The organism is Cytobacillus dafuensis, from assembly GCF_007995155.1.
Classification (GTDB): domain Bacteria; phylum Bacillota; class Bacilli; order Bacillales; family Cytobacillaceae; genus Cytobacillus; species Cytobacillus dafuensis.
In genome coordinates, this window is the sequence record NZ_CP042593.1 from 3,124,742 (window position 1) to 3,150,488 (window position 25,747).

The window sequence follows — 25,747 nt, forward strand, 5'->3', positions numbered from 1 at the left end:
TCATTTTATTGCAAAATGATAATATAATTCTAAATAATTGTTCTTTCAGGCTCTTTATTAATCATTTCCTTAATTTTATTATGATTGTCCATAATGGCGACTTTGGGTTCATGTGTTAATACTTTTTCTTCTGAAACTAAGGCATAGGATATGATAATAACGATATCCCCTTCCTGAACAAGTCTTGCTGCAGCTCCATTAACACAGATAACACCGCTTCCTCTTTTCCCAGGAATAATATATGTTTCAAATCTAGCTCCATTGTTATTATTTACAATTTGCACCTTTTCATTTGCTACCATCCCGACTGCATCGAGAATATCGGTATCAATTGTAATGCTGCCAACATAATTTAAATTTGCTTCTGTTACAACAGCTCTGTGAATTTTGCCGTTCATCATGGTGCGATACATGATGCTTCCCCCTAAAATAAATTTATTTTCATTGAATATTCAATACTAAATTATCTATTAAACGAACTTTTGAAAATTTAACTGCTAAGGCAATTATTATTTTGCCTTCTAATTGGGTTAATTCTAAAAGTTTTGGATAGGAATATATTTCAATATAGTCAATATTGCCGTTTGTTTTATCTAAAATCATTTCCCTTATATAAGAGATAACAATATTAGGATTTTTTTCTCCATTTTCAATGAGGGCTTTTGCACCTTGCAGACTTTCAAAAAGTACTGGTGCTTGATCCCTTTCAATGGTAAGCAAATTTACATTTCTTGAACTTTTGGCAAGTCCATCTGATTCCCTTACGATTTCAATTGGAATAATTTCAATTGGAATGTGAAAATCATTTACAAGGCCTTCAACAATAGCAATTTGTTGAGCATCCTTCATACCAAAGAAAGCTTTTGTTGGCTGAACAATGTTAAAAAGTTTTGTAAGTACCGTTGCAACGCCATCAAAATGTCCAGGGCGGGATCTCCCACATAATACATCTGTTCTGGCATTTACTTTCACTGTTACTGTCAAAGGCTCGGGATATATTTCCTCAACTGATGGGTAAAAAATATAGTCTACACCATTGTTTTCAGCAAGCTTATGATCACGTTCAAAATCTCTAGGATAAGAGCTTAAGTCCTCATTCGGTCCAAATTGGAGGGGATTTACAAAAATACTTAAAACAACAATGTCCGTTTCCCCTCTAGCCTTTTTAATTAGGGATAAATGACCTTCATGCAAAAAACCCATCGTTGGTACAAATCCAACCGATTTTCCAATCTTTTTATCTTTTAATATGGTTTCTTGCATTTCATCTATTGTAGTAATTACTTTCATTTTTTTCCTCCATATAGGCTTATTAGCTCTGATTCTTTCATAGTAAAGCTATGCTGATCTTCAGGAAATTTCCCTAGCTTTACATCTGTCAAATAGTTATTAAATCCCCGTAGAGCCATTTCATTCATATTTTCATACTGTTTAACAAACTTTGGAACTCTTTCGACGCCATATGAGAGTAGATCATGATAGACAAGAACTTGTCCATCTGTATAAACACCAGCACCAATTCCAATTGTCGGGATTGAAATAGAATCTGTTACAGCTCTTGCTAATTGCTTTGGTACACATTCTAAAACGAGTGCAAAAGCGCCTGCTTGTTCACATTTTTTTGCATCTTCCATTAATTTTTGAGCAGCCTCTGCATCTTTCCCTTGAACTTTATATCCCCCGAGAACAGTGACAGATTGTGGTGTAAGACCGAGATGAGAAACCACTGGGATACCTGCATTTGTCAACGCACTAATGTTGGCAATAATAATATCATCTGCTCCTTCAACCTTCACAGCATGTGCACCTGTTTCTTGAATAAGCCTCGCTCCATTCAAAAGCGTATCACGAACAGATAAGTGATAGCTCATAAATGGCATGTCGACAACTATAAAAGTATCTGCAGCACCTCTTTTAACAGCCTTTCCGTGGTGAACCATGTCGTCCATTGTAACAGGGATCGTCGACTCATATCCTAATACGACCATTCCTAATGAATCACCGACCAGAATCATGTCTACACCAGACTTTTCAGCGAGCTTCGCTCCAGGGTAGTCATATGCGGTCAGCATGACGATCTTTTCCCCATTCTCTTTCATTTTCAAAAAATCGGTCGTTTGCTTCATCCATAATCCTCCTTTATTAAGGAAGAGGGTGATAACAAAAATAAAAATCCTTCTGAAAGCAGAAGGATTCCGAATTTAGTCATTATTATGTCTCATCCCTCTGTCCCGGTCCATTTGTGGATCTAGGCAGAAATCTTTATTTTTTTGGCGTATTTCTTCATGAATATTGCATCAAAAAATCTTATTTACACAGCAATATTATAAAAAATCACCTTTTTAAAAAATCGGTGCAGTTCAGCTGATGATACTGCCCATTTGAAAAGCGCATGCGCTAGACAAATTAAGTATAACAAATCGGTGATTAAACTGGCTACAAAAAATTTCAATTATCGCAGATTAACGGGCAGTAAGACCCCCACTTCAATGAATCGAGTAAAACAATGAAGAGTAAGTGGAGGATCAACTGCCCGTAAAGGCCCGATAAGTTCAACTAACAATCAGTGGGGGATGAGGAAACCCCCCACTGATTGAAGTTTCACTTTATAGTTCAATATCTGCAGAATAGATATGATGTACTTTTCCTGAATCATCCTCAACTTTTAGGACGCCATCTTCAGTTATCCCGAGTGCCTTCCCATGGATACTACCTGTAATCGTCCGCGCTGTAATGTATTTCCCAATGCTGATTGCGTAGCTCTCCCAAAGCAGCTTGATCGGATAAAATCCTTTCTCAAGATATAGAAAATATAATTGCTCTAGTTTTTGAAGAATCAATTTGATAAGATCTGCTCTTTGGAGTTTTTTATCACACTCAATTGAAAGTGAAGTTGCAATTGCTTGTAAGTCCTCAGGGTAATCTTCTACCTTCTGATTGACGTTAATCCCAATTCCGATAATAATTGAGGTAATCCGATCTGCATCAGCCTGAAGCTCTGTTAAAATCCCGGTTACCTTTTTTCCGTTTATCAAAATATCATTTGGCCATTTTATTTGAGGCGATAGTCCTGTAAAATCCTCTATAGCCTGAACAACTGCGACGGCAGTAATTAAGGTAAGCTGCGGGGCTTTCGGTGGAGGAATATTTGGACGTAAAATGACGCTCATCCAAATCCCTGTATATTTTGGTGAGTGCCATCTGCGATCCATTCGTCCTCTTCCTAAAAGCTGCTCCTCTGCAATGATGATCGTTCCCTCAGGAGCATCTTCATTTGCTAGGCGATGAGCAATTTTTTGTGTTGAATCCACAGTTTCCTCATAATGAATATCCCTGCCTAAAACCCTTGTCGATAGCCCAAGTCTTACTTCATCTGCTGTAACACGTTCAGGAACCTTTATAATTTTATACCCTTTTCTCCTAACAGCTTCTAGCTCAAAGCCATCCTTACGCAATTCTTCTATATGCTTCCAGACAGCTGTTCTTGAGCAGCCAATAATATCAGCTAAATGCTGTCCAGATAAATATTCAGCCTCATTATTTGTAAATGCATCTAGGAGCTTCTTTCTTAATTCAGATTGCACTCTAACAGCCACTCCTTTATTGAATCTTTTCGATTGCTAACCTGCTTGTATAATACGGCTTTTTCGGCAGCTTCCAATTTTTCTTTAATCCATGGTCCAGGAGTCCTATGATACCATTCTTGTAAATCAGTTCCCGAAACCTGAAGCTCACTGCGCTGTTTAATAGGCAGTAAATCATACTGAGCCTTTAAGCGATTAACATTTAGATCTACGCTTTGATTATGCAAAACATTATTAATTCTTTCAGTACTGCAAATGTACTCTTCTCCAGCTTCAAACAAGTATTCTTTTATCCAATCATTGTCCACTCTATACTTTAGCCATTTTAATAATTGGCGTATTTTTTTTGTTTTTTTCACAGACAGCTTCCATTGCTTCAAAAATTCTTCTGCCTCAAAGTCTTCAATTTCAAATTTTATTAGGAGCAACGCCCACATTTCGTCAACAGTAAGCTGGATGCAATCATATTGACCGATTTCTCGTAAGCCTTCCACCCTGTGCTTCATGTCTGGCAAATATTTATAAAGCTCAGTTTCACCTAGTGCTTTAAGTGCATTAATTCGATTTTTTCCAGCTAATAATTTTTCAAATTCCACTAGCTTTCTTTCTACAGATATCTTTTCGAGTAGATGACTTGAAGAAATAATAGCTTTTCTTGTTGTATCATCAATTTTAAAATCAAGTTGACTATAAAATCGAATAGCGCGCATCATTCTTAATGCATCTTCTTGAAAACGATCTTCAGCATTTCCAACTGTTTTGATAACTCTTTCCTTTATCGCTTCTCTTCCATGAAAAGGGTCAAAAAACTGCCCATGCTTATCCATCGCGATGGCATTCATTGTAAAATCCCTTCGCTTTAAGTCTTCATTCAATGATCGAATAAATTGCACCTCTGTTGGGCGTCTGAAATCTATATATTCTGATTCTGTTCGAAAAGTCGTGACCTCGTAGGGAATTCCCTTAAATAATACGACAATTGTGCCATGCTCTATTCCGACATCAACAGTTCTAGAAAAGATTTCTTTTAATTCCTCTGGCGTGGCAGAGGTTGCAATATCAACATCAGCTATTTCTTTATGGAGAAGACAATCTCTAACAGATCCTCCGACAAAATATGCTTCATAGCCAGCTTCTTCTATTTTTGATAATAGTGGAATAGCTTTTTGAAAAGATTCATTCAATTTATCTCACCTTCTTTAAAAGGTTGTAATAAATATTTTCATATTGATTGACAATAAGCTCAGACCGAAAGTTTTTGTAGGCAGAATTAATTGCTTCTGCAGAAAATTTTTGATGTAGTGCTTTATCAGAAAGTAGTGAAATCCCCTTTTCTGCAATGGTTTCAATATCACCCAGTTCGCAAAGGTACCCATTTTTTTCATGAGTAATGACTTCAGGAATTCCACCAATATTTGTCCCTATACAAGGTACTCCGCATGCCATCGCTTCAAGCGCAACCAAACCAAAGCTTTCTTTTTCTGATAGTAGGAGCATCAAATCACTGATTGAATATAATTCTTCAAGATTATCTTGTTTCCCTAAAAAAAGCACTTGTTCATTTATTCCTAATTCAGTCACAAGTTTGCACACTACAGATATTTCTGGTCCATCCCCAACAAGCAGAAGCTTTGCTGGTATCTTTTTTGCAATTTTTGCAAACGCCTTGACAACATCTTGAACTCTTTTTACCCCGCGAAAATTAGATACATGTATTACAACCTTTTCCTCGTCTTTAATCCCGTATTCTTCTCGCAAATAGTAAGAATTTGTTTGTCGATAAATCCGTTCATCAATAAAATTGTAAACAACCTCAATGGATTTCTCAGGTTTAATAACATCATATGTTTGAGCCGTCAATGAACAAGAAACAGCTGTTACGGCATCTGACTTCTCAATTCCAAAGCGAATCGCATCGGTCAAGGAAGGGTCATGCCCTAGAACCGTAATATCGGTTCCATGCAATGTCGTTACAATTTTTATATCCTTTTCGCTCATTTGTTTAGCCAAAATAGCGCAAACAGCATGTGGTATAGCGTAATGAACATGAAGTAAATCAAGGTTTTCACGATTGATGACTTCTGCCATTTTGCTTGCAAGGGCAATATCGTAAGGTGGATACTGAAAAACTGAATATTGATTTACCTCCACTTGATGATAGAAAATATTTGGGTGCATTTTATTCAAACGAAATGGAAGGCTAGAGGAAATGAAATGAATCTCATGGCCTATTTCCGCTAGCTTTTTTCCTAATTCAGTTGCAATAGCTCCAGACCCTCCAACAGTCGGGTAACAAGTAATTCCAATTTTTAATTTTGACTTCATTCTTTTTCTCCAAACAAATCAAGATTCATTAACAATGGTTTATTTCTCATAAAGCCTTCTGCGTATGTTACTTCTACTTCTTTACCAAATAATCTTTCTCTAGCCTCAATTGATTCAATATATCCATTTACTAAAGGAGTATCCACTGCCTCATCAGCCTTAATAAATTGACTTTTATAGGCCTGCAGACTTGCTATTTTTTTATCCATATATTTAGATACATCAATAACGAAATCAGGTTTATGAAAGCCATTAATCATATAAAAATAACAATTTTTCACACGATGAGGTTCGAAAACATCTTCTGTCTCAAATTTTTTTATGCCTGCTGAAAAAATAGCTTCTTCTACTAATCGTGCACAATTCCCATGATCGGGATGACGATCTTCATAATATGGAGCAAAGACTAGATTCGGGCGATATTTACGAATTACATTAACAATTTTTTTTATGTATTCTTGATTCATGTAAAGCCCTCTATCTGGAAGACTTAGAGAGTCCCTTATTTCCACTCCTAAAATTTCTGCAGCCTTCATTGCTTCGTTTTTACGAATGTCCACCGTTCCATTTGATGATAGCTCGGCATCGGTAAGATCGCAAATACCAATTCTTTTACCGATTTTAGCAAACTTGGCAATGGATCCACCCATTCCAATTTCAACATCATCAGCATGTGCCCCGAAGGCAAGTATATCTAGCTTCAATTCATGCATCTTGATCACCGCTTTTTCCATACACAATTGTTCTCCAAGATAGATCCCCTCGTTCAAGCCCTTTTATGATTATTTCAGCTGTACCCATATTTGTAGCTAGAGGCACTGAGTAAACATCACATAGACGAATTAATGCTGTGACATCCGGCTCATGCGGCTGAGCCGTTAAAGGGTCTCGAAAAAAAATTACAATGTCCATTTTGTTATTAGCCACATATGCACCAATCTCCTGATCCCCACCATATGGACCGGATTGAAACCGGTGAATTGAAAGACCCGTTTCATTCATTAATCTAGTGCCCGTTGTACCAGTGGCGTATAGGTTATGTTCAGCCAAGATGGCTTTATAGGCAGTCACAAAGCCGACAAGAGCATCTTTTTTCTTATCATGTGCAATCAATGCAATATTCATCTTATCGCCTCTATTCCAAAATATTTTCAAGCCCATAAACAAGAGTATCAATTTTTAATACAGTATCTACAGCTAGCTTTACACCAGACATAAAAGATTGACGATTATACGAATCATGGCGAATCGATAATGTTTGTCCTTCTGAACCAAACATAACCTGCTGATGAGCAATTAAACCAGGTAATCTGACAGAATGAATATGCATTCCTTCATACTCTGCCCCTCTTGCCCCTGTAATGGCTTCTTTTTCTTCTGGATGTCCTTGTTTTTTTGCTTTTCGTACATCTGCGATCATTTCCGCTGTTTTTACAGCTGTACCTGAAGGAGCATCAAGCTTCTGATCATGATGCAGCTCAATAATTTCAACATCATTAAAATATTTACCTGCCATTTGAGCAAATTTCATCATAAGAACGGCTCCGATAGCAAAGTTAGGTGCGATGATACAGCCAATTTCTTTTTCACGGCAAATAGAGTCAAGTTCTGATAGATTCTCTTTAGAAAAACCAGTTGTTCCAACTACTGGCCTGACGCCATACTCCAATGCCGTTTTCGTATGAAACATACCATGTTCTGGTGTCGTTAAGTCTATGAGCACATCAGCCTTTGTTTCACAAAAACATTTTGCTATATCCGAATAAATCGGTATTTCTAAACCAAAGAAGCCCTCTACTTCACTTAAAAATCTACCATCGTATTTATGATCAACAACAGCAATTAAATGGTAGTTTTCCGTCTGTTGTACAAGCTTAACAGCCTCTCTACCCATTCGTCCTCTTGGACCAGCGATAACGACATTAATTTTTTCCATATTAACTTCTCCTTTTTAATCCTCGATTCTTGTCCACCGATCTTTATCACGAGTGTTGAATTTTTTCATGACAATGTCATGAGCCTCTTCTAAGTTAATATTTAATGAATTGGCTAGGCAAATAAGGACAAATAGCATATCACCCATTTCCTCTTCAATCGCCTTCTCCGTTTCTGTTTCTTTCTTCGGCTTCTCCCCAAATTGATGGTTAACCTCTCGAGCAAGCTCTCCTAATTCTTCTGTCAATCTCGCAATCATTGCCAATGGGCTAAAATAACCTTCTTTAAATTGGCTAATATAAGCATCTACTTCCGCTTGAAGCTCTATCATTGTTTTATGTGACATAATCAATTACACCCTTTCCAAAAATAAAGCAATCAAAACACCATCATGATCCTTCTTACATGTTAGCTAAACAACTGCCTATTGACAAACATTTTTTATCAGAAGAAGCGTCTTGATTTATCACTTGAAACTCTCTTGACTTTATCCACTATAAACAGGCACAATTATTTAAGTGAAATTTAGGAAGCGGAGGATTTTTATGAGATTAAAGAATATATTATATATCCTGTTAGGGTCAGCTATTTTTTCCTTTGGAATTGTCCATTTTAATATGCAAAATAATTTAGCTGAAGGTGGTTTTACAGGGATTACACTTCTTCTTTATTTTCTTTTTAAATGGGATCCATCTTATACAAACTTAATTTTAAACATACCACTTTTCTTAATTGGTTGGAAATTACTTGGGAGAATTTCCTTTTTATATACAATTCTTGGTACGGTAAGCGTATCGATTTTCCTTTGGATTTTTCAGCGCATTCAAATACATATGCCGTTAAATGAAGATTTAACATTAGCTGCTTTATTTGCAGGCGTTTTTATTGGAACGGGATTAGGAATAATTTTTCGTTATGGAGGGACAACAGGAGGCGTCGATATAATCGCAAGATTAGTGAACAAATATGCAGGAATTAGTATGGGAAGAACCATGTTCGTATTTGATGCAGTTGTCATTATCCTATCTTTAATTTTTTATTTATCATATAAGGAAGCTATGTATACACTTGTTGCTGTATTTGTTGGAGCACGGGTAATTGATTTCATGCAGGAAGGCGCCTATTCTGCGAGAGGTGCGATGATTATTTCAGATTTGAATGATGAAATTGCCTCAAAGATCATGACTGAAATGGAAAGAGGAGTAACTGTATTAAAGGGCTATGGATCATTTACAAAAAAGGAAAGAGAAGTTCTATATTGCGTTGTCGGAAAAAATGAAATAGTTCGTTTAAAAAATGTCATTACGTCCGTTGACCCTCACGCATTTGTTTCAGTCACCATCGTTCATGATGTTCTTGGAGAGGGCTTCACATTAGACGAAAATAAAAAGCCGCTTGAACTGTAAATGAATCTTCGATTAGTTAGGAGCCTTACTACTTGTTAATCTGTAATAAAAACAATTAAAGGTGCCTGTCAAGAGACAGGCACCTTTTTTAAAAGAAATGGATTAATCTTGTCTTTGCATTCCAGTGTAGACAAGAATAAGTCGAAGTAATTCCAATACTGCTACAGCAGCTGCGGCTACATATGTCAATGCCGCTGAGTTTAGAACCTTTCTTGTTTCCTTTTCTTCATCATTCCTGATCACCCCAAGAGCAATTACTTGATCCATCGCCCTATTGGATGCATTGAATTCAACAGGTAAAGTAACAAGTTGAAAAATAACGGCAGAAGCCATAAAAATAATTCCTAGAAGAACAAATCCACTCAATCCAGCAAACATACCAATTAATATTAATATCCAAGAAAAATTTGATCCTAAATTGGCTACTGGAACAAGTGCATGTCGGAATCGTAAAAATGCATAATCTTGCTGATCTTGAATAGCATGTCCTACTTCATGAGCTGCTATTGCAGCTGCAGCTACCGAATGGCCATGATAGTTGCTTGATGATAGCCTTACTGTCTTTGAACGGGGATCGTAATGATCTGTTAAATGTCCACGTATTTCTTCAATTCCTACATGATATAAACCATTGGCATCAAGAATTCTTCTTGCAACCTCTGCTCCTCTCATATGTGAAGAAGATGGTACTTTTGAATATTTAACATAAGAGCCTTTCACTCTCATTTGCGCCCAAATTGGCACTATCATAATGATAATAAAATAAATAAGATATCCTCCCATTTTTGTACCTCCTTTTCTGCGTTTTCTAGAAGGACACCATAATTGGTGTAAATCTTTATTTAAACTTAATTGTATTTTCAATGATGAATATCGTCAATCTTTTTGCCTTTTAGAAAGATTTTTTTCAGCTTGCTGAGTCCCTTTGTATTTTCTCCAGCCAACATAGGATAATGTAAGAATTATGATACTCCCAGTAGAAATTATTACCCACCATAAGGAAGGATCAGCTTCGTCATCAGTCATTTCATCGAATAATAGCTGCAAATCTGCTTCTAAGGCCTCAAGTTCCATTTGTGTCGTTGTTTCTTCTAAAACTTGATTGCGATACTTATCAATAACCTCAATTCGCGCATCTATTTTTTGGATTCGCTCAATATCAACATTTATTTTCATACTAGGGTAGATTACATCATACAAAGATAAAAAACTGTTTAAATTTGCATGGAATTGTTCCTTTTCACCAGCATAAGCAGCTTCCTTCACTTGGCTAAATGCATTCATAATCGGAGATTCCATCTCTGTCCACAACGGCTGATATGGGGACGTAATAGCATCCATTACAAGTCTAAACTTTGTAACACGATTTATTTTCTCTTCATGATTCATTGTTGCATTTGCTGTTGCTTGAACAGCTTCATCATACGAGATCGAAACGATCCTTAATTCATCAACAGTGAAGGATCTACCTTTATCTGAAACTGTTACGAATTGTTCCGAAAAATAATCCAACAGCTTTTTAGCATCTTCATATCGATGTAGCTTGACCATTTGTAATGCTTCATTAGATAATTGATCCAATTTATCTACAGGTGAGGTTTCGTCTGCATTTACTGATATGGGCAATAATAGTAAAAACATTATAATTGTCATAAATACTCTTGCTTTCATACTTGTCCCCCCTCGAATTACTATTAAATATGTATGAGGGATTGGACAAGGATAGACCAGAAAATCAGACCTTGAATTATCTATTCATCTAGATATTCATTTTTAGTGTAAATCTATTATTTCGTAAACATAAATAGGCAGTTATTCCCAGTGAAAATATAGATAGCCAAAATGTAAAATACCCAATTTGAGGTGTATATAAATCCAAAATGGGATAGCGAGGCAGCATGAAAAATACATAGTCGATGACATCATTATGTAATGTCCATATTGCTGTTACAACAAAGTGCCAAGTCTTAATACGGTAAAATGGTGCATAAAGCATCCCTTGGATGGCCATTGCTCCATGCGAAACAATAAGCATTAGTGCTATTATATCTAATTCTCCTGTAACTTGAAAAACCAAAATATTCATAACAACTGCCCAAATACCATATTTGATCAGAGTAACAATAGCTAATGCTTCGAATAATGGCCAATTTTTACCTAGCAGAAAAGCAATTAATACAAAAACAAAAAACAAACTAGCTGTTGGACTGTCAGGAACAAATGGCAAGAAAATAGGCGGGGTATCAACCATCTGCCATTTATACCAAATATAGCCATAAATCGTACCTGCAATATTCACAATTAATAAAAGCCATAATACTACTCGATTAGCTAATATAGGATATATCCACTTCATTATTGCCCTCTTCTCTTTAAATATTATTCAACCATTATTTTACCATAGAGCAATCTAGAATATCTGATTTCATAGAAAAAAGCTGACACAAATGCGTCAGCTTTTTATCATGAATAAGAAGTATAACATTTCTCAATTTTGAGAAATGTCTAGCGAAAGCAGCCACAAGGCGCTTAGGCTTTTTTTATTTACTTGTTAAACCAGAAATATATTCAGCAAGTTTTTTAAGCTCTTCATCAGTGCCTTTGAACATACCAGGAGGCATTGAACCTCTACCATTTTTAGCAATCTCAGAAATCTCTTCAGGTTTTAGTCCTGTATCGACAAGAGCAGGTGAACCTCCGCCACCAGTAAGCTCCGCTCCGTGACATGATAAACAGTTATTTGCTTCGAGTAGCTTATAACCTTCAGCTTCAGTATCAATGTCAACTTCAGCTACAATTTTCCCTTGATTTGCAGCAGCTTCCCAGTCATGGGTAGCAACTGACTGCCAAGTTAAAAATGTAATCCCAGCTAAAGCAAGTAGCATAAACCCTGTAGCTAATGGACGCTTTGAAGGTCTGCGCTCAGGACCACGGTCAATGAACGGCGCTAATAATAATGCTCCAAACGCAAGGCCTGGTATAATAAAAGCACCTACAGCATTAAATGGACCAGAAGCATAAGTATACTTAAGTAATTGATATAAGAATAAGAAATACCAGTCTGGAAGTGGAATATAAGCTGTATCACTAGGATCAGCTATTTTTTCAAGCGGTGGTTCATGGGCAATGGTTAGACATAAAAATCCGACTAAGAAAACAGCACCAACCATCCATTCCTTCAACAGGAAGTTAGGCCAGAACGCTTCCGTTTTCCCAGGGTATTCCGAATAATCTTTTGGAATATTCGGTTTTCGTTCAGAAAGCGCAGGTACACGAGAGTCACCTACGAATTTCATACCTTTTCCACGATGCATTGGGCGATTCCCCTCCTTTTTCAAAATAATCGTATTTTTTTTTTTACAATGGTCCGGAAATACCTTGTTTACGAATCATAACAAAGTGAGCGGCCATTAATCCAAATAAAGCTGCTGGCAAGAAGAATACGTGAATTGCAAAGAAGCGGGTAATCGTTTGTGCTCCTACAATATCTGGATCTCCAGCAATTAATGTTTTTAAGTATGTTCCTATTAAAGGAGTAGATTCAATAATTTGCATTGTAACTTTTGTTGCGAACAGTGCTTTCATATCCCAAGGTAATAAGTAGCCTGTTAAACCAAGTGCAAGCATAATGAAGAAAATAAGTACTCCAACTACCCAGTTTAATTCACGAGGCTTTTTATACGCTCCCTGGAAGAAAACGCGTAACGTATGTAAGAACATCATTACGATGACTAAGCTTGCACCCCAGTGATGCATACCGCGGACAATTTGTCCAAATGCAACATGGTTTTGCAAGTAATACACAGATTCCCATGCATTTTTAATATCTGGAACATAATACATAGTTAAAAACATTCCAGATAGAATTTGAATTACAGTAACGAAGAACGTTAATCCACCGAAACAGTAAACAAAAGCAGAAAAGTGATGTGCTGGGTTAACATGCTCAGGCACTTCATGATCTGCAATGTCGCGCCATAAAGGCGTAATATCTAAACGCTCATCTACCCAATCATAAATCTTGTTTAACAATGATTACGCCTCCTTTCGTGGCTTGGCTTTTCCTAAATAAAGAAAACCGTCTTTTTCTTTGTAAGGATATACATCTAGCGCTCCACTCGGTGGAGTTCCTGGAACATTCGTACCATCTTTCGTATAAAGTCCACCATGACAAGGACAATAGAACTTATCTGGATTTGCCTTATCTGTGTTCCAGTCTACTACGCAGCCTAAATGCTTACATACAGGCGATAATGCGACAATTTCCCCTTTGTCATCTAGGTATACCCATGCAGTACCAGTTACTTCTGATGTATACCAAGCATCCTGCTGTTCAAATTTAAAGTCAACCCTAGTTGGAACATCAGTAATTTCAGAAACTTTTTGTGGTGTTGGAATGAAATCACTTTCAGCTTTAGCTTGCAAAACTGGATCAACAGCAAAACGAACCATAGGCATTAACATCCCTGCAGCCATGAAACCGCCTACACCAGTTAGAGTGTAGCTAAGGAATTGACGTCTAGAAACTTGATTTTTGCTCATACTTTTCCCCCCTCTATTATGAAGTAAAGTCCAACGGACATAATTCAACACAATATAAAACTAGGACATAACCATGATATATCAATCTGTAATGAAGGTCAATATAATCCTAAGGTAAAACATGTCAACTATGTGACGTATAAAGTGTTTTAGTCGGCAGATTGCCATTTTTGAAGAAACAAATTCATTAATTGCTTCACTTGATCCTCTAAAAGAGAATTTCGATTCTTCTCATCCATATGTTCTAATGGCAGTGATGGCAGCCAAATTAGCTCGCCCTCTAACTGATTTTCAACAGTCTTCCAATTACTATCAGATGTTAAGAAAAGAACATGTTTAAAGTCATTTTCAAGTAACTCTCTCTCCCAAACTTTTAAATCCCCTGAAAGCTTGTCCATAGACTCCGTTTTCAAGTAAGAATAGCCAGGTAGCAAAAGAAGTCTGCCTCTAAATTGTCTTTCGAGCTGCATACTTAGTAATGAGATAAACTCAGTCATTGATGCTGCTTGTTTTGTATCATTACTGATAGCAACTGGCAGCAATGGCAAAACAACAGTATCAACATATTCCTTTGATTGCAGGAACATATCAATGTCTTGGGGGTTCCATTTCATTTAATTCACTCCATTACTTAATTTATCCTTTTTATCATATCACTATTAATTAACTGCTACAAAAAAATAAAAAGCCTGCTAAATAGCAAGCGAAAAATTAATACTTTAGTCTTTTTAGTTCTTCTGATAAACGCAGGAAGCCAATTTCATCCTGTTTATCTAGCGCTTCATCAATTTTCTTTAAAAGACTTTCCTTTTGGAATTTCTTTAAACTGTCATTTAGGAATCTTTCGGCAACAATTTTATCCTTTTCACTAATTTCAATACGATTCGGCATAAATGGATTTTCTTCCAAAACTGCAGCATACTGATGAGCTTTATTTGATGCATGAAAGTTTAGTTGAATAAAAATATCCTCATCACGGTTCAGACGAATATCATGAAAGGATTTCTCAGCATCAGTCGTCATAACATTTTCCTTATAGAAGCGAAATGGCACTTCTTCTACGCAGTGGGTGGACATAATTAATCCCTTTGGGCAATACTGAGCTTGTTCTACAAAATGAACTTTTTCCATTAGCTGGTCATGGCTCATCAAATAATTTAAAATCCATACGCATTCGCGCCTTTTTAATTGATAATGATTGAGAAACCAGCGAATAAAATCCTTTTTCTCGTTGACAGATACAGGGGCTGACATGTTCGATTCCCTCCTCTGCTTTTTATAGGATAGAGATTTGAAGCAAGAATTGAGGAATCCAGTGAATGAGCTGATTCCTTTCATTTACTCCTAAATTCTCTACCCAATTTTTAAATTAGTAAATAATTGTTTAACTTTTTATTACTCCGAAAGCCTTTGCAGTATATCTTGATATTCTATGCTGTCTGGCTCCATTTTAACTAGCTTACTAAAAATTTCGGCAGCCTCACTCATTTTTCCTTCTTCAATTAAAAAATTCCCGTAATCTGAAAGAAAATCTGACTGCTCTTTTAAGTAAGTATATGCGGTTGTGTATTTGTTTAATGCTAATGAATATTCTTCAAGTTGATGATAGGAAATGGCAGCATCCCATAGAAGCTGAGGCTCTTCTTCTTCAAAGTCATTAAATAAATCTGTTATTTCTAAAACATCTTCATATCTTTCTTGATGAAGGAATAATTTAGTCAAAGTGGAAGCAGCTTCTGTATACTCTGGATCAAGTGCCAAAGCCTCTCTAAATAGATTCTCTGCATCCTCTTCCTTATTAAGCTTCAATGCAAGCTTCCCGCCATGAAAAAAGAGTTCTTTATTAAACTCATCGTACTCAATTCCTGTATTTATGGCATTGAAACTATTTTGCAGCTCTTCCTCACGCTCATATGCCTTTGAAAGATATAAATATAAGGAATGGTATTCCGGATCAAGCTCTTTAAGTTCATTAAATTTTTCGATAGCAGTCCGATTAAATCCAGCTTGTAAGGCCGTGAATCCATAACTAAAAAGGGTATTAATTTCAATTTTTTCATTTAAGGCTTTTTCATAATAGGGTAAAGCTTCCTCAAATGCTCCACCAACACTAAGAACTTCCGCCATCCTTTGATTAACATTTACTCCAGCTATCACATCTTCTGTTAAAAGAACTTTTTCATAAGCCTTTGTTGCCTCTAAAAATTTTCCTTGCTCAGCATATAACTCCCCTAAAGCAAAATCAATTATAACTTCATTTTGTAAAATGGATTTTGCTTTCATTAGCTTTTGCTCGCTTACTTCATATAAGCCTTCCATTTGATAAAGATCAGCTAGCAATAATAAGGATTGAGGGTAGCTTGGATCTTCCTCATTTAATCGTTCTAACACAAGTATTGCTTCATCCTCTTGACCAAGATCAATATGGGCTTCTGCTAGTAGGACAAGTAACTCTCCCTCATCAGGATAGGATTCAAGCAATCTTTCGAATAATGCCTTTGCTTCTTCAATAAAACCAAGCTGAAATAATTCCTCACCAAGAACAAATCTCTCTTCATGGGAACCATTTGTAAGTATTTTTCGGTAGCTTCTTAAAGCTTCTTCATGATTACCGTTCTCTAAAAGAGTTATGATTTGATTTATTTTATCCATACTCATTATCCTTTCAAGGTTAAACATCCATTTTAAAGAAAGATGGTGTATTTATTTTAACATGTTCTCCGAAACCTGGGCGAAAAATCACTTCATCCTTCACTCTTATGACTTCACCCTTATGAACAGTAATAACCAGCTTATTTCTATGATAATGGAACAATTCCTCTTCATCAATTTTTCTGATTTCATTACTTTTCAAGTATAGATTATATGACAATTCACAGCCTTGATGAATACTTGATTTAAATGGAAATATTCCAATTTGAGATCGTATAGGATATGAAATGGGCTGATTTTCAACTAACTCATCATGAACATATGGAATTTTTTCTTCCTCCATTATTCTTTTCCATTCCATTTTTGCTTGTTTATTCTCTTTATCCTTATCATTAATAAACATTGGAATAAGTGGACTATTGTAAGGAAACATGGCCTCTCTTATCCAACCCCAGGGAATTCCATATAGCTCGTCCACACATTGAATATCTACGAACACAGCAGGTATTTTTTCTCGTTTACACCTTCTTATGAAAGATTGTGTTATTAATCGTATCGGACATCTAACACCTATAATATAATCGACTGGACAATTTAATAAACGGATCTTCAATTTCTTAATTTCTACTTGTACTTCATACTCATGATTCACGGTAGCCATTGTTAAAAAAGCGGTGCAGCCTTTAAGAATATATTCTTGAATATAATATTTTTTTATTTCTTGAAATGAGAGGTCACTCGGAATCTCATTATTGAATAGGATTGGTGAGGGCGTCATAATATAGGGGTCAGCATCCATTCTCATATGCCTATACTTTTTATAACTAGGTTTAATAGATGATATTTTCCCATTCTCAATTAACAGAGAGGACTTTGTTAATCTTTGATCTTTCAAAATATTGGCATTTTCAATAATATAAGTCATAAAACCACCCTTTTAACGGTCTTATGACAAGCTATGTATAATTTTTTGAATTTATGATCATTTATTTCACACATAAATTGAATAAGGGCTGCAGTGCAGCCCCAAAAAATCAATGATTATTGTAGAGATTTTAAATGTTCGAAAAATGAAGGATAGGATATGTATATTGATTCTTCATTTTCAAGGAAAACTTCATCCTTACAGATGGCAGCGGCAATAGAAAGCATCATTCCAATTCGATGATCTCCATGGCTTGAAACTGTTCCGCCTTTTAAGTTAGACTTTCCTTTTATGATCATACCGTCATCTGTTGCAATGATTTTTGCTCCAAGCATAACTAACTCATTCACTACTGTATCAATTCGATTTGTTTCCTTTACCTTTAGTTCTTGAGCGTCTTTTATTACTGTATCACCCTCTGCTTGTGTTGCTAAAAGAGCTATCACAGGGATCTCATCAATTAATCTAGGGATCATGTCCCCTTCAATAGTGATTCCATTTAGAATAGAGGATTTTATGACAATATCACCGCAAGGTTCAAAAGTATCGTCTTCAGATGGAATGATTGTAATATCGGCACCCATTTCCTTCATTACATCAATAATACCCGTTCTTGTTGGATTTAAACCAACATTTTTTAGCGTGATTTCACTATTAGGTACAATTGAACCTGCAACAAGGAAGAAAGCAGCAGATGATATATCTCCTGGTACATGGATGCGTGTCCCAGAAAGCCGCTGACCTCCTTTTAGGTGGATTGTTCGCCCATCAATTTCAATTTCACCGCCAAACTTTTTGATCATTCTTTCAGTATGATCTCTTGTTTTTACAGGTTCAATGACTGTTGTTACTCCTTTTGTTTGTAATCCTGCAAATAGCAAAGATGATTTCACTTGAGCACTTGCTACCGGCAGTTCATAATTTATCTCTTTCACATTCCCGCCTTTTATCGACAAAGGAGTAAATTCGCCATTTTTTCTGCCTTGAATAACAGCACCCATTAACTTCAATGGCTTGGTTACTCTTGTCATTGGTCGTTTGCCAATCGATTCATCTCCCACCAATACAGAATGGAAGGGGCGCCCAGCTAGTATCCCTATAAGTAAACGAATCGTTGTTCCTGAATTTCCAACATCTAATATTTCTGATGGCTCTTCTAGCCCATTAAACCCTTTGCCATTAATAATCACTTTATCTTCTTGCTGTTGAATGGATACACCTAATTTTTTAAAGCATGAGATTGTACTTAAACAATCTTCGCCCAATAAAAAATTCGTGACCGTAGTCTCGCCCTCTGCGATTGCCCCAAACATGATGGATCGATGAGATATTGATTTATCACCTGGTATGGCTAAAGTACCCTTCAACGAAGGAATGTTCGTTTGTAGTTTAATTGGCTTCATGAAAATCCTCCTTCCTAACATTTACAAAAACTAGAAGTTATTCTAAAGACCTTCCGACGTTTCATAATTTGTATGCTTATGAATACAAAGATCTGCCCGAGTTCGATCCTCTTCTGTTTGAAAACTAATTACTAGAATTCCATTAATATCTTCACGCGTTTCTAGAATCCTAATATTCGTTATACTAATCTCTTCTTTTGCTAAATAACCAGTAATTTCTGAAATGACACCAGGGTAGTCTGGTACATCGACAAAAAGATCGTAAAAAGACGGAATTGCTCCTCTTTCCTTTTGAGGCAATTCATCTCGAAATTGCTTTGCATAAAAAAAATAATTAAAAATCTCCGCACTATTTGCAGCTGCTATCATTTTAGCCACTTTATGCATTTCCTCTTGCCAATCATCCAATAAGCTTAAAAGCACATCTTTGTTATGTAGTAGAATATCTCTCCACATTTCTGGACTGCTTGATGCAATTCTTGTTACATCACGAAAACCACCTGCTGCCAAACTTGGTATTAACTTTTGCTTCGTACTCGTTTTCTCAGCTTGATGTACAAGGGATGCAGCAATAATATGAGGAAAATGACTAATAACCCCTGTCAAATAATCATGTTCTTCCGGTGTTATTTTGATAAACCTAGCTTTTGTGCCTGATAACCAATTTTGCAGCTGATGCAGCTGTTCCTCAAGTATATGCTCTTCAGGAGTTAATAAATAAAAGGCATTTTCAAATAATATCGCTTTTGCAGCGGTAACCCCGCTCTTATGAGAACCAGCCATTGGATGTCCGCCAATAAATGTGATTCCCTTATTTTTGAGATTTCCCGCCAATTGAACAATTTCCTTTTTCGTGCTGCCTGCATCAGAAATAATGACGTTTCTTTTTAGCTGTATACACTCTAATATTTGCAAGACCTTTTCTGTTTCCTTCACAGGAGTAGCAATTAAAATTAAATCTGCATTTTTTGCTCCCTGTTCAATCGATTCTGTTGTTTCATCAACAACATTTAACATCCTAGCAAGTCTTGTTTGATCTTTATTAACATCATAGCCGATTATGAAGGAATCTTTATGTTCTTTTTTGATACATAAAGCTAATGAACCACCAATTAAACCTAATCCAATAATAAATACACGGCCATCCAAGAAGCTCACCACCTATAATGAGGTTAGAGATTGGAGGTTAGAACTGGAAGAAATCGGCCGATTAGCCGATTTCTTTATTCCTACCATTATTCTCTATTAGAAAACCAGGGATTCGCCAAGTCCTTCTTGGCAGATACGTTCGTTTTACTTTTACGATATTAAATGACTGTTTTCTCAGCTAATAAATTGGTCATTGCTTGTATTACGCCTTCATTTTGCTCTTTTGAACCAACCGTCACCCTCACAGCTGTCGGGAACCCTAGAGCTTTTCCCGAACGAACAATGAACCCTTGTTCCAGCAAAAATTGAAAGACTGCATTTCCGTCCATTTTAAAATCAATCAGAATAAAATTTGCTTGTGAAGGATAATAATCTAAACCGTTCTCCTCACAAAAACGGTAAAACAGTTCGAGTCCTTCACGGTTTTTTTGCTTACAAATTTCTGCATATTGCTGATCTTCAATTGCTGCTTTTGCTGCAGCCTGACCAATTGTATTCACATTAAATGGTTCTCTAGCAGGTTCTAATATTTTAATGATGTCTGGATGACTAATGCCAAAACCTACTCTTAGGCTTGCTAAACCATAAATTTTTGAGAATGTGCGTAAAATAATTAAATTAGGAAACTGATCTAATAATTTAATTGATTCGCAATAGTCGTCGGCAACGACATAGTCAACATATGCTTCATCAACAACAACCAATGTATCACTCGGAACTTTTTCTATAAATGCCTTTAATCGATTTTCGGAAATATAAGTCCCTGTCGGATTATTTGGGTTACACACCCATACAACAGAGGTTTTTTCATCGATAGCTTCTAGCATGCCATTAAGATCATGCTCTCCGTCTATTAGTGGAATTTCCTTTATTTCTGCCCCATCGATCACAGCATTATGTTTATATTGAGAAAAAGTTTGTTTCGCCATAACCGTATTAGAATCTGAGCTTAGGAAAGCTCTAGAAATAATTTGAATAATGTTATCTGCACCATTTCCAAAAATAAACTGTGCAGGACTTAAATGAAAATGATTGACTAAGGCTTCTCGTAAATTTGTTGCATATCCATCTGGATATATTGGAAAAGATGCTGCAGAATATTTGATGGCAGCAATCACTTTTTCTGAGCAGCCAAATGGATTTTCATTCGAAGCTAGCTTAACAATCTTCTCAAGGCCGTATTGTCTTTTAACATCATCAATTGATTTCCCAGGCTGATAAGGGGTTAATTCAAGCAGTTGCTGTTTCCATTTCATGTTAATCACCTTTTTTCCTTCATTATCGTCCTTTTCTAAATTAAGATTGATCAACTGTATTTAAATCGGGTCTTAAACTAATTGCTTCCCCTAAATATATATGGCTGATTTCTTTCTGCGGAATATTTGTATTCACGTGAATCATCACACGAATACATTTTGGCAATGAGGATGCGACGGGGATTTCTTTCATACACATGACAGGAACATACTTCCACCCCTCTATTAAACGCATGGCTTTTGCCGGAAAGACCGCTGTGATGTCCTCTGTCACTGAAATGAAGACAGAAGCAACCTTTTCTGCTTCAATTTCATTTTCCTCGATCATTTTTCGAAGCAAGATTTCAGTTGCCTGGACAATTTCAATTTCATTATCATCATTAACCGTTGTTGCTCCTCTCACGCCACGAAACACACTCACTCCTCCTTCCCCTAAAAAATCTCAAGCTGTATTAATATTTCTTCATCGGACACTTCATAAAGGACAGGACTGCCAACTTCCTTTAATAAAACAAAATTCACCTTTTGTCCAACTGATTTTTTATCTTGCTTCATTCTCTCTAGCAATTTTTCTCTTGATAATTCTTTAGGTATTTCAGTTTTATAGCCTAGGTGTTCAAGCCAAGCCTTAAAATTGTCAGTATTAAAGTCAAGGTCTGTAATTTTCTTGCTTAATTTCAAGGCAAATAACATCCCTACTAATACCGCTTCCCCATGTGTCCATTCGCCATAACCCAATTCTGCCTCAATTGCATGGCCTAAAGTATGCCCAAAATTAAGATAGGCACGTATACCTGATTCCTTTTCATCTTTTGAAACAAAATAGTTTTTTATTTCAATTCCTTTAATTAACGAAAAAGCTAAATCACTATGAGAATAATCCCTAAGCGTAGTTATTTTTTCCATAAGCCAAGTAAAAAAAATCGGATCATGTATAAGTCCGTGTTTTATCACTTCTGCAAAACCTGATCTTCTTTCATTTAAAGGGAGAGAGCTTAAAAAATTCAAATCATAAAAAACCGCTTCAGGCTGATAAAATGCGCCAATCATATTTTTGCCTAATGGATGATTGATCGCTGTTTTACCTCCAACTGCACTATCATGAGCAAGAATAGTTGTTGGCACTTGAATAAACGGAATTCCCCTCATATATGTTGCAGCGATAAACCCGCCTAGATCTCCTACTGCTCCACCCCCAAAGGCTATTATCAGTGATTTACGGTCAAGCTTCCTTTCAAGAGCAAAGCTTAATACTTGATAATAAACTTCAAAGGTTTTCGCCCTTTCACCGATTGGAGCAACATAAGAAAATGTTTCAAAATCTGATAGATTATCTTGAAGTTTTGTTAAATAAAGACTTGCAACAGTTTCGTCGGTGATAATCATTATATTCGTTAATGATGGAAAGTTTTTGTATATATAGGAGTTTAGTTGTTGCACTGCTCCTAAACCAACATAGACAGGATATGTTTTCGATTCAGTCCCGATGGTGATAGTTTCCATGTTAAAAATCCCTCGCATACGCTCTTTGTTGATCAATAACTTCCTTTAATGTTGTAAACCTGTCTGAGTAAAATTGCTCAACAATCGCTGCAGCTAATTCCCATGCAACTACATTCTCCGCAACTACTGCCGCCGCAGGAACAGCACAGCTATCAGAGCGTTCTATACTCGCTGTAAATGGTTCTTTTGTTTCTATATCAATACTTTGCAGTGGTTTATATAGTGTTGGAATTGGCTTCATTACACCTCTAACAATGATTGGCATCCCTGTAGTCATACCGCCTTCAAGACCACCTAATCGATTTGTTTTTCTGTAATAGCCAGTTTCCTTACTCCACGTAATTTCATCATGCACCTCACTGCCAGGCCTGCTTGCAGCATCAAAACCAATACCGATTTCAACGCCTTTAAAAGCATTAATACTCATAATCCCACTAGCCAATTTAGCGTCTAGCTTGCGGTCATAATGAACATAGCTTCCTACTCCAGAAGGCATTCCCTCAACAATAATCTCAACAATACCACCGATGGAATCTCCTTGTTCTTTTGCTAAATCAATCGCTTCCATCATTTTCTTTTCAGCCTCTGGATCAAGACAGCGAACAGGTGAGTTTTCTGTTATCTCTTTTAGTTTATCAAGCGAATCATATTCTTTTACAGTAGATTTCACTCCGCCAATTTCGACTACATGAGAGCCAATATTGATTCCCAGCTCCGAAAGTAGTTTTTTTGCAACAGCACCAGCAGCAACTCTTGCCGTTGTTTCTCTTGCTGAGGAGCGCTCAAGAACATTTCGCATATCTCGATGTCCATATTTAATCGCTCCATTTAAGTCCGCATGACCTGGACGGGGACGAGAAATCTTTCTTTTCATTTCATCTTCTTCATCTGGAGCAATCGGATCCTGTCCCATGATCTTTGTCCAATGCTTCCAATCATTGTTTTCAACAACTAATGCCACTGGAGAGCCAAGAGTATAACCATGCCTTACTCCACCAGTAATTTGTACAGTATCCTTTTCAATTTGCATGCGTCTGCCACGTCCATGACCTTTTTGACGCCGTGATAATTCAATATTGATGTCTGAATCAACTAAAGGCATTCCTGCAGGCAGCCCTTCAATAATAGCTGTCAGCTGTGGCCCATGTGATTCACCTGAAGTTAAATATCTCAAAACTCTTTCCCCCTTCAACTCATTAAAGGATTATGTACCAATATAACATAGGAACAAAAATAAACATAGTAAAATATTGAAAATTCCTATAACATTTTCGAATGCACTCATTTTAACATGAAAAATTGTATTTCCACAAAAACAATAAAATTATTTAATCTCTAAAAGAAGTAAAAATATAAAACATGTTCCAATCATTTTTTAAAAATTTTTACCGCGAAAAATAAATAGACCTGGATATCCAGGCCCTAGATCTTATTTTTTCTTATAGAAAAAAGTATCCTCTGTATCAAAATCATATTTACTGGGATTAAAAATTTGCTCAGTACTCCCAACGAAAAAAATACCATCAGATTTTAATGCGTTACTAAATTTAATATAAAGTTCATCCTTGGCTTCTTCTGTAAAATAAATAAGAACATTTCGGCAAATAACTAAATCAAATGGCCCACCAAAGCTATCTGCAAGTAGATTATGCTTACGAAATGTCACTGTTTTTTTTACATCCTCTGAAATCCTATAAAAGCTTCCATCTTTCTGAAAATATTTCTTTTTCATAGCTTCAGGTACTTCATTCAAGGATCTTTCGGGATAAACACCTAATTTCGCTCTAGAAATGATATTTTCATCAATATCCGTTGCTAATATTTGAATTTGTGATAATGGCATAAATTTCGACATTACCATTGCTACCGTATATGGTTCTTCACCTGTTGAACAGGCAGCACTCCATATTTTCAAACGTTTATTTTCAGAAAGCAATTTGGGAAGAATTTTATTTTCAAGAACTTCCCATCGTTTTGAATTTCGGTAAAATTCCGATACATTAATAGTCATTCGATCTAGAAATTCGTTTAATATCTCATTATCTTTTCTTAATGCTTCAAAGAATTCATGGAAGGATTGAAATCCTTTTTTCTCATATAATGATAGCAGCCTTCTTTTCATTTGCGCTTCTTTATAAAGGGAAAGATCAATCCCTGTTTTTTTCTTAATATTGACTATAAATTCCTCATAATCCCGAGACATCTTTTCTTCTCCTCTAAATCCTATTTTCTATCTCTATCCTATTGTAAGTATAGCTGAAAATAAGGAAAAAAGGACTAGTTTTTTCCTACAAAAGTTAGAAATAAAGAAAACTCGCCGATTGGCGAGCCTTGGAAAGGCGAAGACAGAGACGAAGTTGCACTTACACTTAATTCCTAAAATTGGCAACTACGTCGAATCATCTTCTTCGCTGGCAATTTATACTTTCTTAACGTGTTAAAAAAGCACCCGCATTTTGCAGGTGCCATTTTATAAAGATCAAATATATTATTTTTTGCAAGAGTAAAAACAATCTAGCTTCAGTGCTTGGACTATTTTAGTTAATCCACTCATTCATAAGCTTTGAATATTCTACAACTTCTTCTTGCTTGAAGAATAGACCAATTTCACGTTCTGCACTTGCAGGCGAATCAGATCCATGGATAACATTTTTTCCAACTGTAATTCCAAAGTCGCCACGAATTGTTCCAGGAGCAGCGTCTTTAGGATTAGTCGCTCCCATCATTTGACGTGCTGTAGAAATCACATTTTCGCCTTCCCACACCATAGCAAATACAGGACCAGAAGTAATAAAGTCCACTAACTCACCGAAGAAAGGACGTTCTTTATGTTCTCCGTAATGATTTTCAGCAAGCTCATTTGAAATTTGCATTAATTTTGCCCCTACTAACTGGAAGCCTTTCTTTTCAAAACGAGCAACTATTTCTCCAATTAAATTACGTTGAACACCATCAGGCTTAACCATTAAAAATGTTTTTTCCATTAAATTCAACTCCTAAAGCTTATGTATAGTGAATTACCTTTATGTGATAATCCACGAAAATATTAACATTGTTTTGAATATTT

The 25,747-nt window shown here is 36.2% G+C and carries 29 protein-coding genes; 1 reads left to right on the top strand and 28 read right to left on the bottom strand.

All coding sequences use genetic code 11. From position 1 onward, the window contains the following. Nucleotides 1–29: 29 nt before the first annotated feature. From panD to FSZ17_RS14865, 10 genes are all read right to left on the bottom strand, one after another. Nucleotides 30–413 (bottom strand): aspartate 1-decarboxylase, encoded by a 384-nt coding sequence (gene panD / locus FSZ17_RS14820; RefSeq protein ID WP_057771334.1) that lies wholly within the window; start codon nt 411–413, stop codon nt 30–32. A 28-nt stretch (nt 414–441) separates the two neighbouring features. Further along, nucleotides 442–1,290, bottom strand: a complete 849-nt coding sequence (gene panC, locus FSZ17_RS14825) for a pantoate--beta-alanine ligase (RefSeq protein WP_057771335.1) — start codon at nt 1,288–1,290, stop codon at nt 442–444. Next, nucleotides 1,287–2,126: a 3-methyl-2-oxobutanoate hydroxymethyltransferase gene (panB, locus tag FSZ17_RS14830; protein ID WP_057771336.1), complete on the bottom strand. Its 840-nt coding sequence runs from the start codon at nt 2,124–2,126 to the stop codon at nt 1,287–1,289. Before panB ends, panC begins: the two co-directional genes overlap by 4 nt. 480 nt (nt 2,127–2,606) lie before the next feature. After that, nucleotides 2,607–3,584, bottom strand: a complete 978-nt coding sequence (locus FSZ17_RS14835; protein ID WP_057771337.1) for a biotin--[acetyl-CoA-carboxylase] ligase — start codon at nt 3,582–3,584, stop codon at nt 2,607–2,609. Continuing rightward, complete coding sequence (locus FSZ17_RS14840) at nt 3,569–4,768, bottom strand: CCA tRNA nucleotidyltransferase (RefSeq protein ID WP_057771338.1); 1,200 nt, start codon at nt 4,766–4,768, stop codon at nt 3,569–3,571. The genes FSZ17_RS14835 and FSZ17_RS14840 overlap by 16 nt, the downstream gene beginning before the upstream one ends. Nucleotide 4,769: 1 nt before the next feature. Continuing rightward, complete coding sequence (gene bshA / locus FSZ17_RS14845) at nt 4,770–5,909, bottom strand: N-acetyl-alpha-D-glucosaminyl L-malate synthase BshA (RefSeq protein ID WP_057771339.1); 1,140 nt, start codon at nt 5,907–5,909, stop codon at nt 4,770–4,772. Then, complete coding sequence (gene bshB1, locus FSZ17_RS14850; protein ID WP_407643411.1) at nt 5,906–6,643, bottom strand: bacillithiol biosynthesis deacetylase BshB1; 738 nt, start codon at nt 6,641–6,643, stop codon at nt 5,906–5,908. Before bshB1 ends, bshA begins: the two co-directional genes overlap by 4 nt. Next, nucleotides 6,615–7,034 (bottom strand): methylglyoxal synthase, encoded by a 420-nt coding sequence (gene mgsA, locus FSZ17_RS14855; protein WP_057771340.1) that lies wholly within the window; start codon nt 7,032–7,034, stop codon nt 6,615–6,617. Before mgsA ends, bshB1 begins: the two co-directional genes overlap by 29 nt. Before the next feature lie 10 nt (nt 7,035–7,044). Next, nucleotides 7,045–7,845 carry a 4-hydroxy-tetrahydrodipicolinate reductase gene (gene dapB, locus FSZ17_RS14860; protein WP_057771341.1) on the bottom strand — a complete coding sequence of 267 codons (801 nt, stop codon included), beginning with the start codon at nt 7,843–7,845 and terminating at the stop codon, nt 7,045–7,047. Between the two features lie 15 nt (nt 7,846–7,860). After that, nucleotides 7,861–8,190: a nucleotide pyrophosphohydrolase gene (locus FSZ17_RS14865; protein WP_057771342.1), complete on the bottom strand. Its 330-nt coding sequence runs from the start codon at nt 8,188–8,190 to the stop codon at nt 7,861–7,863. Nucleotides 8,191–8,389: 199 nt separating this feature from the next. Here FSZ17_RS14865 and FSZ17_RS14870 point away from each other — a divergent pair, with 199 nt between their 5' ends. Then, on the top strand, nt 8,390–9,250 hold the full coding sequence (locus FSZ17_RS14870; RefSeq protein WP_057771343.1) for a YitT family protein: 861 nt from the start codon (nt 8,390–8,392) through the stop codon (nt 9,248–9,250). A gap of 102 nt (nt 9,251–9,352) precedes the next feature. On the opposite strand, the gene FSZ17_RS14875 is transcribed toward FSZ17_RS14870, so the two are convergent. From FSZ17_RS14875 to ndk, 18 genes are all read right to left on the bottom strand, one after another. Beyond that, entirely contained in the window at nt 9,353–10,033 is a 681-nt protein-coding gene (locus FSZ17_RS14875) for a zinc metallopeptidase (RefSeq protein WP_057771344.1), read from the bottom strand. Between the two features lie 93 nt (nt 10,034–10,126). Next, a complete protein-coding gene (gene ypjB / locus FSZ17_RS14880; protein WP_057771345.1) occupies nt 10,127–10,921 on the bottom strand; it encodes a sporulation protein YpjB in 795 nt (264 codons plus the stop codon). Between the two features lie 88 nt (nt 10,922–11,009). After that, nucleotides 11,010–11,606, bottom strand: a complete 597-nt coding sequence (gene lhaT, locus FSZ17_RS14885; protein WP_057771346.1) for a lipoprotein heptaprenylglyceryl N-acetyltransferase LhaT — start codon at nt 11,604–11,606, stop codon at nt 11,010–11,012. A 184-nt stretch (nt 11,607–11,790) separates the two neighbouring features. Continuing rightward, nucleotides 11,791–12,564: a menaquinol-cytochrome c reductase cytochrome b/c subunit gene (locus FSZ17_RS14890; RefSeq protein ID WP_057771347.1), complete on the bottom strand. Its 774-nt coding sequence runs from the start codon at nt 12,562–12,564 to the stop codon at nt 11,791–11,793. A 43-nt stretch (nt 12,565–12,607) separates the two neighbouring features. Then, the gene (qcrB, locus tag FSZ17_RS14895; RefSeq protein ID WP_057771348.1) at nt 12,608–13,282 is read right to left on the bottom strand and encodes a menaquinol-cytochrome c reductase cytochrome b subunit; all 675 of its coding nucleotides are present in this window, start codon (nt 13,280–13,282) and stop codon (nt 12,608–12,610) included. A gap of 3 nt (nt 13,283–13,285) precedes the next feature. After that, a complete protein-coding gene (locus FSZ17_RS14900) occupies nt 13,286–13,792 on the bottom strand; it encodes a Rieske (2Fe-2S) protein (RefSeq protein ID WP_057771349.1) in 507 nt (168 codons plus the stop codon). A gap of 149 nt (nt 13,793–13,941) precedes the next feature. Beyond that, nucleotides 13,942–14,406, bottom strand: coding sequence for a YpiF family protein (locus FSZ17_RS14905; protein ID WP_057771350.1), 465 nt, complete (start codon nt 14,404–14,406; stop codon nt 13,942–13,944). 97 nt (nt 14,407–14,503) lie between these two features. Continuing rightward, nucleotides 14,504–15,046 (bottom strand): ReoY family proteolytic degradation factor, encoded by a 543-nt coding sequence (locus FSZ17_RS14910; protein WP_057771351.1) that lies wholly within the window; start codon nt 15,044–15,046, stop codon nt 14,504–14,506. A 141-nt stretch (nt 15,047–15,187) separates the two neighbouring features. After that, nucleotides 15,188–16,444 (bottom strand): tetratricopeptide repeat protein, encoded by a 1,257-nt coding sequence (locus FSZ17_RS14915; protein WP_057771352.1) that lies wholly within the window; start codon nt 16,442–16,444, stop codon nt 15,188–15,190. A gap of 19 nt (nt 16,445–16,463) precedes the next feature. Continuing rightward, entirely contained in the window at nt 16,464–17,369 is a 906-nt protein-coding gene (locus FSZ17_RS14920; RefSeq protein WP_057771353.1) for a hypothetical protein, read from the bottom strand. Between the two features lie 116 nt (nt 17,370–17,485). Next, nucleotides 17,486–18,772 (bottom strand): 3-phosphoshikimate 1-carboxyvinyltransferase, encoded by a 1,287-nt coding sequence (gene aroA, locus FSZ17_RS14925; RefSeq protein WP_057771354.1) that lies wholly within the window; start codon nt 18,770–18,772, stop codon nt 17,486–17,488. Nucleotides 18,773–18,814: 42 nt separating this feature from the next. Further along, entirely contained in the window at nt 18,815–19,921 is a 1,107-nt protein-coding gene (locus FSZ17_RS14930; RefSeq protein WP_057771355.1) for a prephenate dehydrogenase, read from the bottom strand. 158 nt (nt 19,922–20,079) lie between these two features. Then, complete coding sequence (hisC, locus tag FSZ17_RS14935; protein WP_057771531.1) at nt 20,080–21,177, bottom strand: histidinol-phosphate transaminase; 1,098 nt, start codon at nt 21,175–21,177, stop codon at nt 20,080–20,082. 40 nt (nt 21,178–21,217) lie between these two features. Further along, entirely contained in the window at nt 21,218–21,592 is a 375-nt protein-coding gene (gene aroH, locus FSZ17_RS14940) for a chorismate mutase (RefSeq protein WP_057771356.1), read from the bottom strand. A 17-nt stretch (nt 21,593–21,609) separates the two neighbouring features. Further along, entirely contained in the window at nt 21,610–22,680 is a 1,071-nt protein-coding gene (gene aroB / locus FSZ17_RS14945) for a 3-dehydroquinate synthase (protein WP_057771357.1), read from the bottom strand. A gap of 1 nt (nt 22,681) precedes the next feature. Beyond that, nucleotides 22,682–23,854 (bottom strand): chorismate synthase, encoded by a 1,173-nt coding sequence (gene aroC, locus FSZ17_RS14950; RefSeq protein ID WP_057771358.1) that lies wholly within the window; start codon nt 23,852–23,854, stop codon nt 22,682–22,684. Between the two features lie 255 nt (nt 23,855–24,109). Beyond that, the gene (locus FSZ17_RS14955) at nt 24,110–24,883 is read right to left on the bottom strand and encodes a CheR family methyltransferase (RefSeq protein ID WP_057771359.1); all 774 of its coding nucleotides are present in this window, start codon (nt 24,881–24,883) and stop codon (nt 24,110–24,112) included. Nucleotides 24,884–25,217: 334 nt separating this feature from the next. Next, nucleotides 25,218–25,664 carry a nucleoside-diphosphate kinase gene (gene ndk, locus FSZ17_RS14960; protein WP_057771360.1) on the bottom strand — a complete coding sequence of 149 codons (447 nt, stop codon included), beginning with the start codon at nt 25,662–25,664 and terminating at the stop codon, nt 25,218–25,220. Between the last annotated feature and the right edge of the window lie 83 nt (nt 25,665–25,747).

What these genes read in the sequence shown, in the direction of transcription:
- panD (WP_057771334.1), bottom strand. Translation starts at nt 413, where the DNA reads ATGTATCGCACCATGATGAACGGCAAAATTCACAGAGCTGTTGTAACA.
- panC (WP_057771335.1), bottom strand. Translation starts at nt 1,290, where the DNA reads ATGAAAGTAATTACTACAATAGATGAAATGCAAGAAACCATATTAAAA.
- panB (WP_057771336.1), bottom strand. Translation starts at nt 2,126, where the DNA reads ATGAAGCAAACGACCGATTTTTTGAAAATGAAAGAGAATGGGGAAAAG.
- bshA (WP_057771339.1), bottom strand. Translation starts at nt 5,909, where the DNA reads ATGAAGTCAAAATTAAAAATTGGAATTACTTGTTACCCGACTGTTGGA.
- bshB1 (WP_407643411.1), bottom strand. Translation starts at nt 6,643, where the DNA reads ATGGAAAAAGCGGTGATCAAGATGCATGAATTGAAGCTAGATATACTT.
- mgsA (WP_057771340.1), bottom strand. Translation starts at nt 7,034, where the DNA reads ATGAATATTGCATTGATTGCACATGATAAGAAAAAAGATGCTCTTGTC.
- dapB (WP_057771341.1), bottom strand. Translation starts at nt 7,845, where the DNA reads ATGGAAAAAATTAATGTCGTTATCGCTGGTCCAAGAGGACGAATGGGT.
- FSZ17_RS14865 (WP_057771342.1), bottom strand. Translation starts at nt 8,190, where the DNA reads ATGTCACATAAAACAATGATAGAGCTTCAAGCGGAAGTAGATGCTTAT.
- FSZ17_RS14870 (WP_057771343.1), top strand. Translation starts at nt 8,390, where the DNA reads ATGAGATTAAAGAATATATTATATATCCTGTTAGGGTCAGCTATTTTT.
- FSZ17_RS14875 (WP_057771344.1), bottom strand. Translation starts at nt 10,033, where the DNA reads ATGGGAGGATATCTTATTTATTTTATTATCATTATGATAGTGCCAATT.
- ypjB (WP_057771345.1), bottom strand. Translation starts at nt 10,921, where the DNA reads ATGAAAGCAAGAGTATTTATGACAATTATAATGTTTTTACTATTATTG.
- lhaT (WP_057771346.1), bottom strand. Translation starts at nt 11,606, where the DNA reads ATGAAGTGGATATATCCTATATTAGCTAATCGAGTAGTATTATGGCTT.
- FSZ17_RS14890 (WP_057771347.1), bottom strand. Translation starts at nt 12,564, where the DNA reads ATGCATCGTGGAAAAGGTATGAAATTCGTAGGTGACTCTCGTGTACCT.
- FSZ17_RS14900 (WP_057771349.1), bottom strand. Translation starts at nt 13,792, where the DNA reads ATGAGCAAAAATCAAGTTTCTAGACGTCAATTCCTTAGCTACACTCTA.
- FSZ17_RS14905 (WP_057771350.1), bottom strand. Translation starts at nt 14,406, where the DNA reads ATGAAATGGAACCCCCAAGACATTGATATGTTCCTGCAATCAAAGGAA.
- FSZ17_RS14910 (WP_057771351.1), bottom strand. Translation starts at nt 15,046, where the DNA reads ATGTCAGCCCCTGTATCTGTCAACGAGAAAAAGGATTTTATTCGCTGG.
- FSZ17_RS14915 (WP_057771352.1), bottom strand. Translation starts at nt 16,444, where the DNA reads ATGGATAAAATAAATCAAATCATAACTCTTTTAGAGAACGGTAATCAT.
- FSZ17_RS14920 (WP_057771353.1), bottom strand. Translation starts at nt 17,369, where the DNA reads ATGACTTATATTATTGAAAATGCCAATATTTTGAAAGATCAAAGATTA.
- aroA (WP_057771354.1), bottom strand. Translation starts at nt 18,772, where the DNA reads ATGAAGCCAATTAAACTACAAACGAACATTCCTTCGTTGAAGGGTACT.
- hisC (WP_057771531.1), bottom strand. Translation starts at nt 21,177, where the DNA reads ATGAAATGGAAACAGCAACTGCTTGAATTAACCCCTTATCAGCCTGGG.
- aroB (WP_057771357.1), bottom strand. Translation starts at nt 22,680, where the DNA reads ATGGAAACTATCACCATCGGGACTGAATCGAAAACATATCCTGTCTAT.
- FSZ17_RS14955 (WP_057771359.1), bottom strand. Translation starts at nt 24,883, where the DNA reads ATGTCTCGGGATTATGAGGAATTTATAGTCAATATTAAGAAAAAAACA.
- ndk (WP_057771360.1), bottom strand. Translation starts at nt 25,664, where the DNA reads ATGGAAAAAACATTTTTAATGGTTAAGCCTGATGGTGTTCAACGTAAT.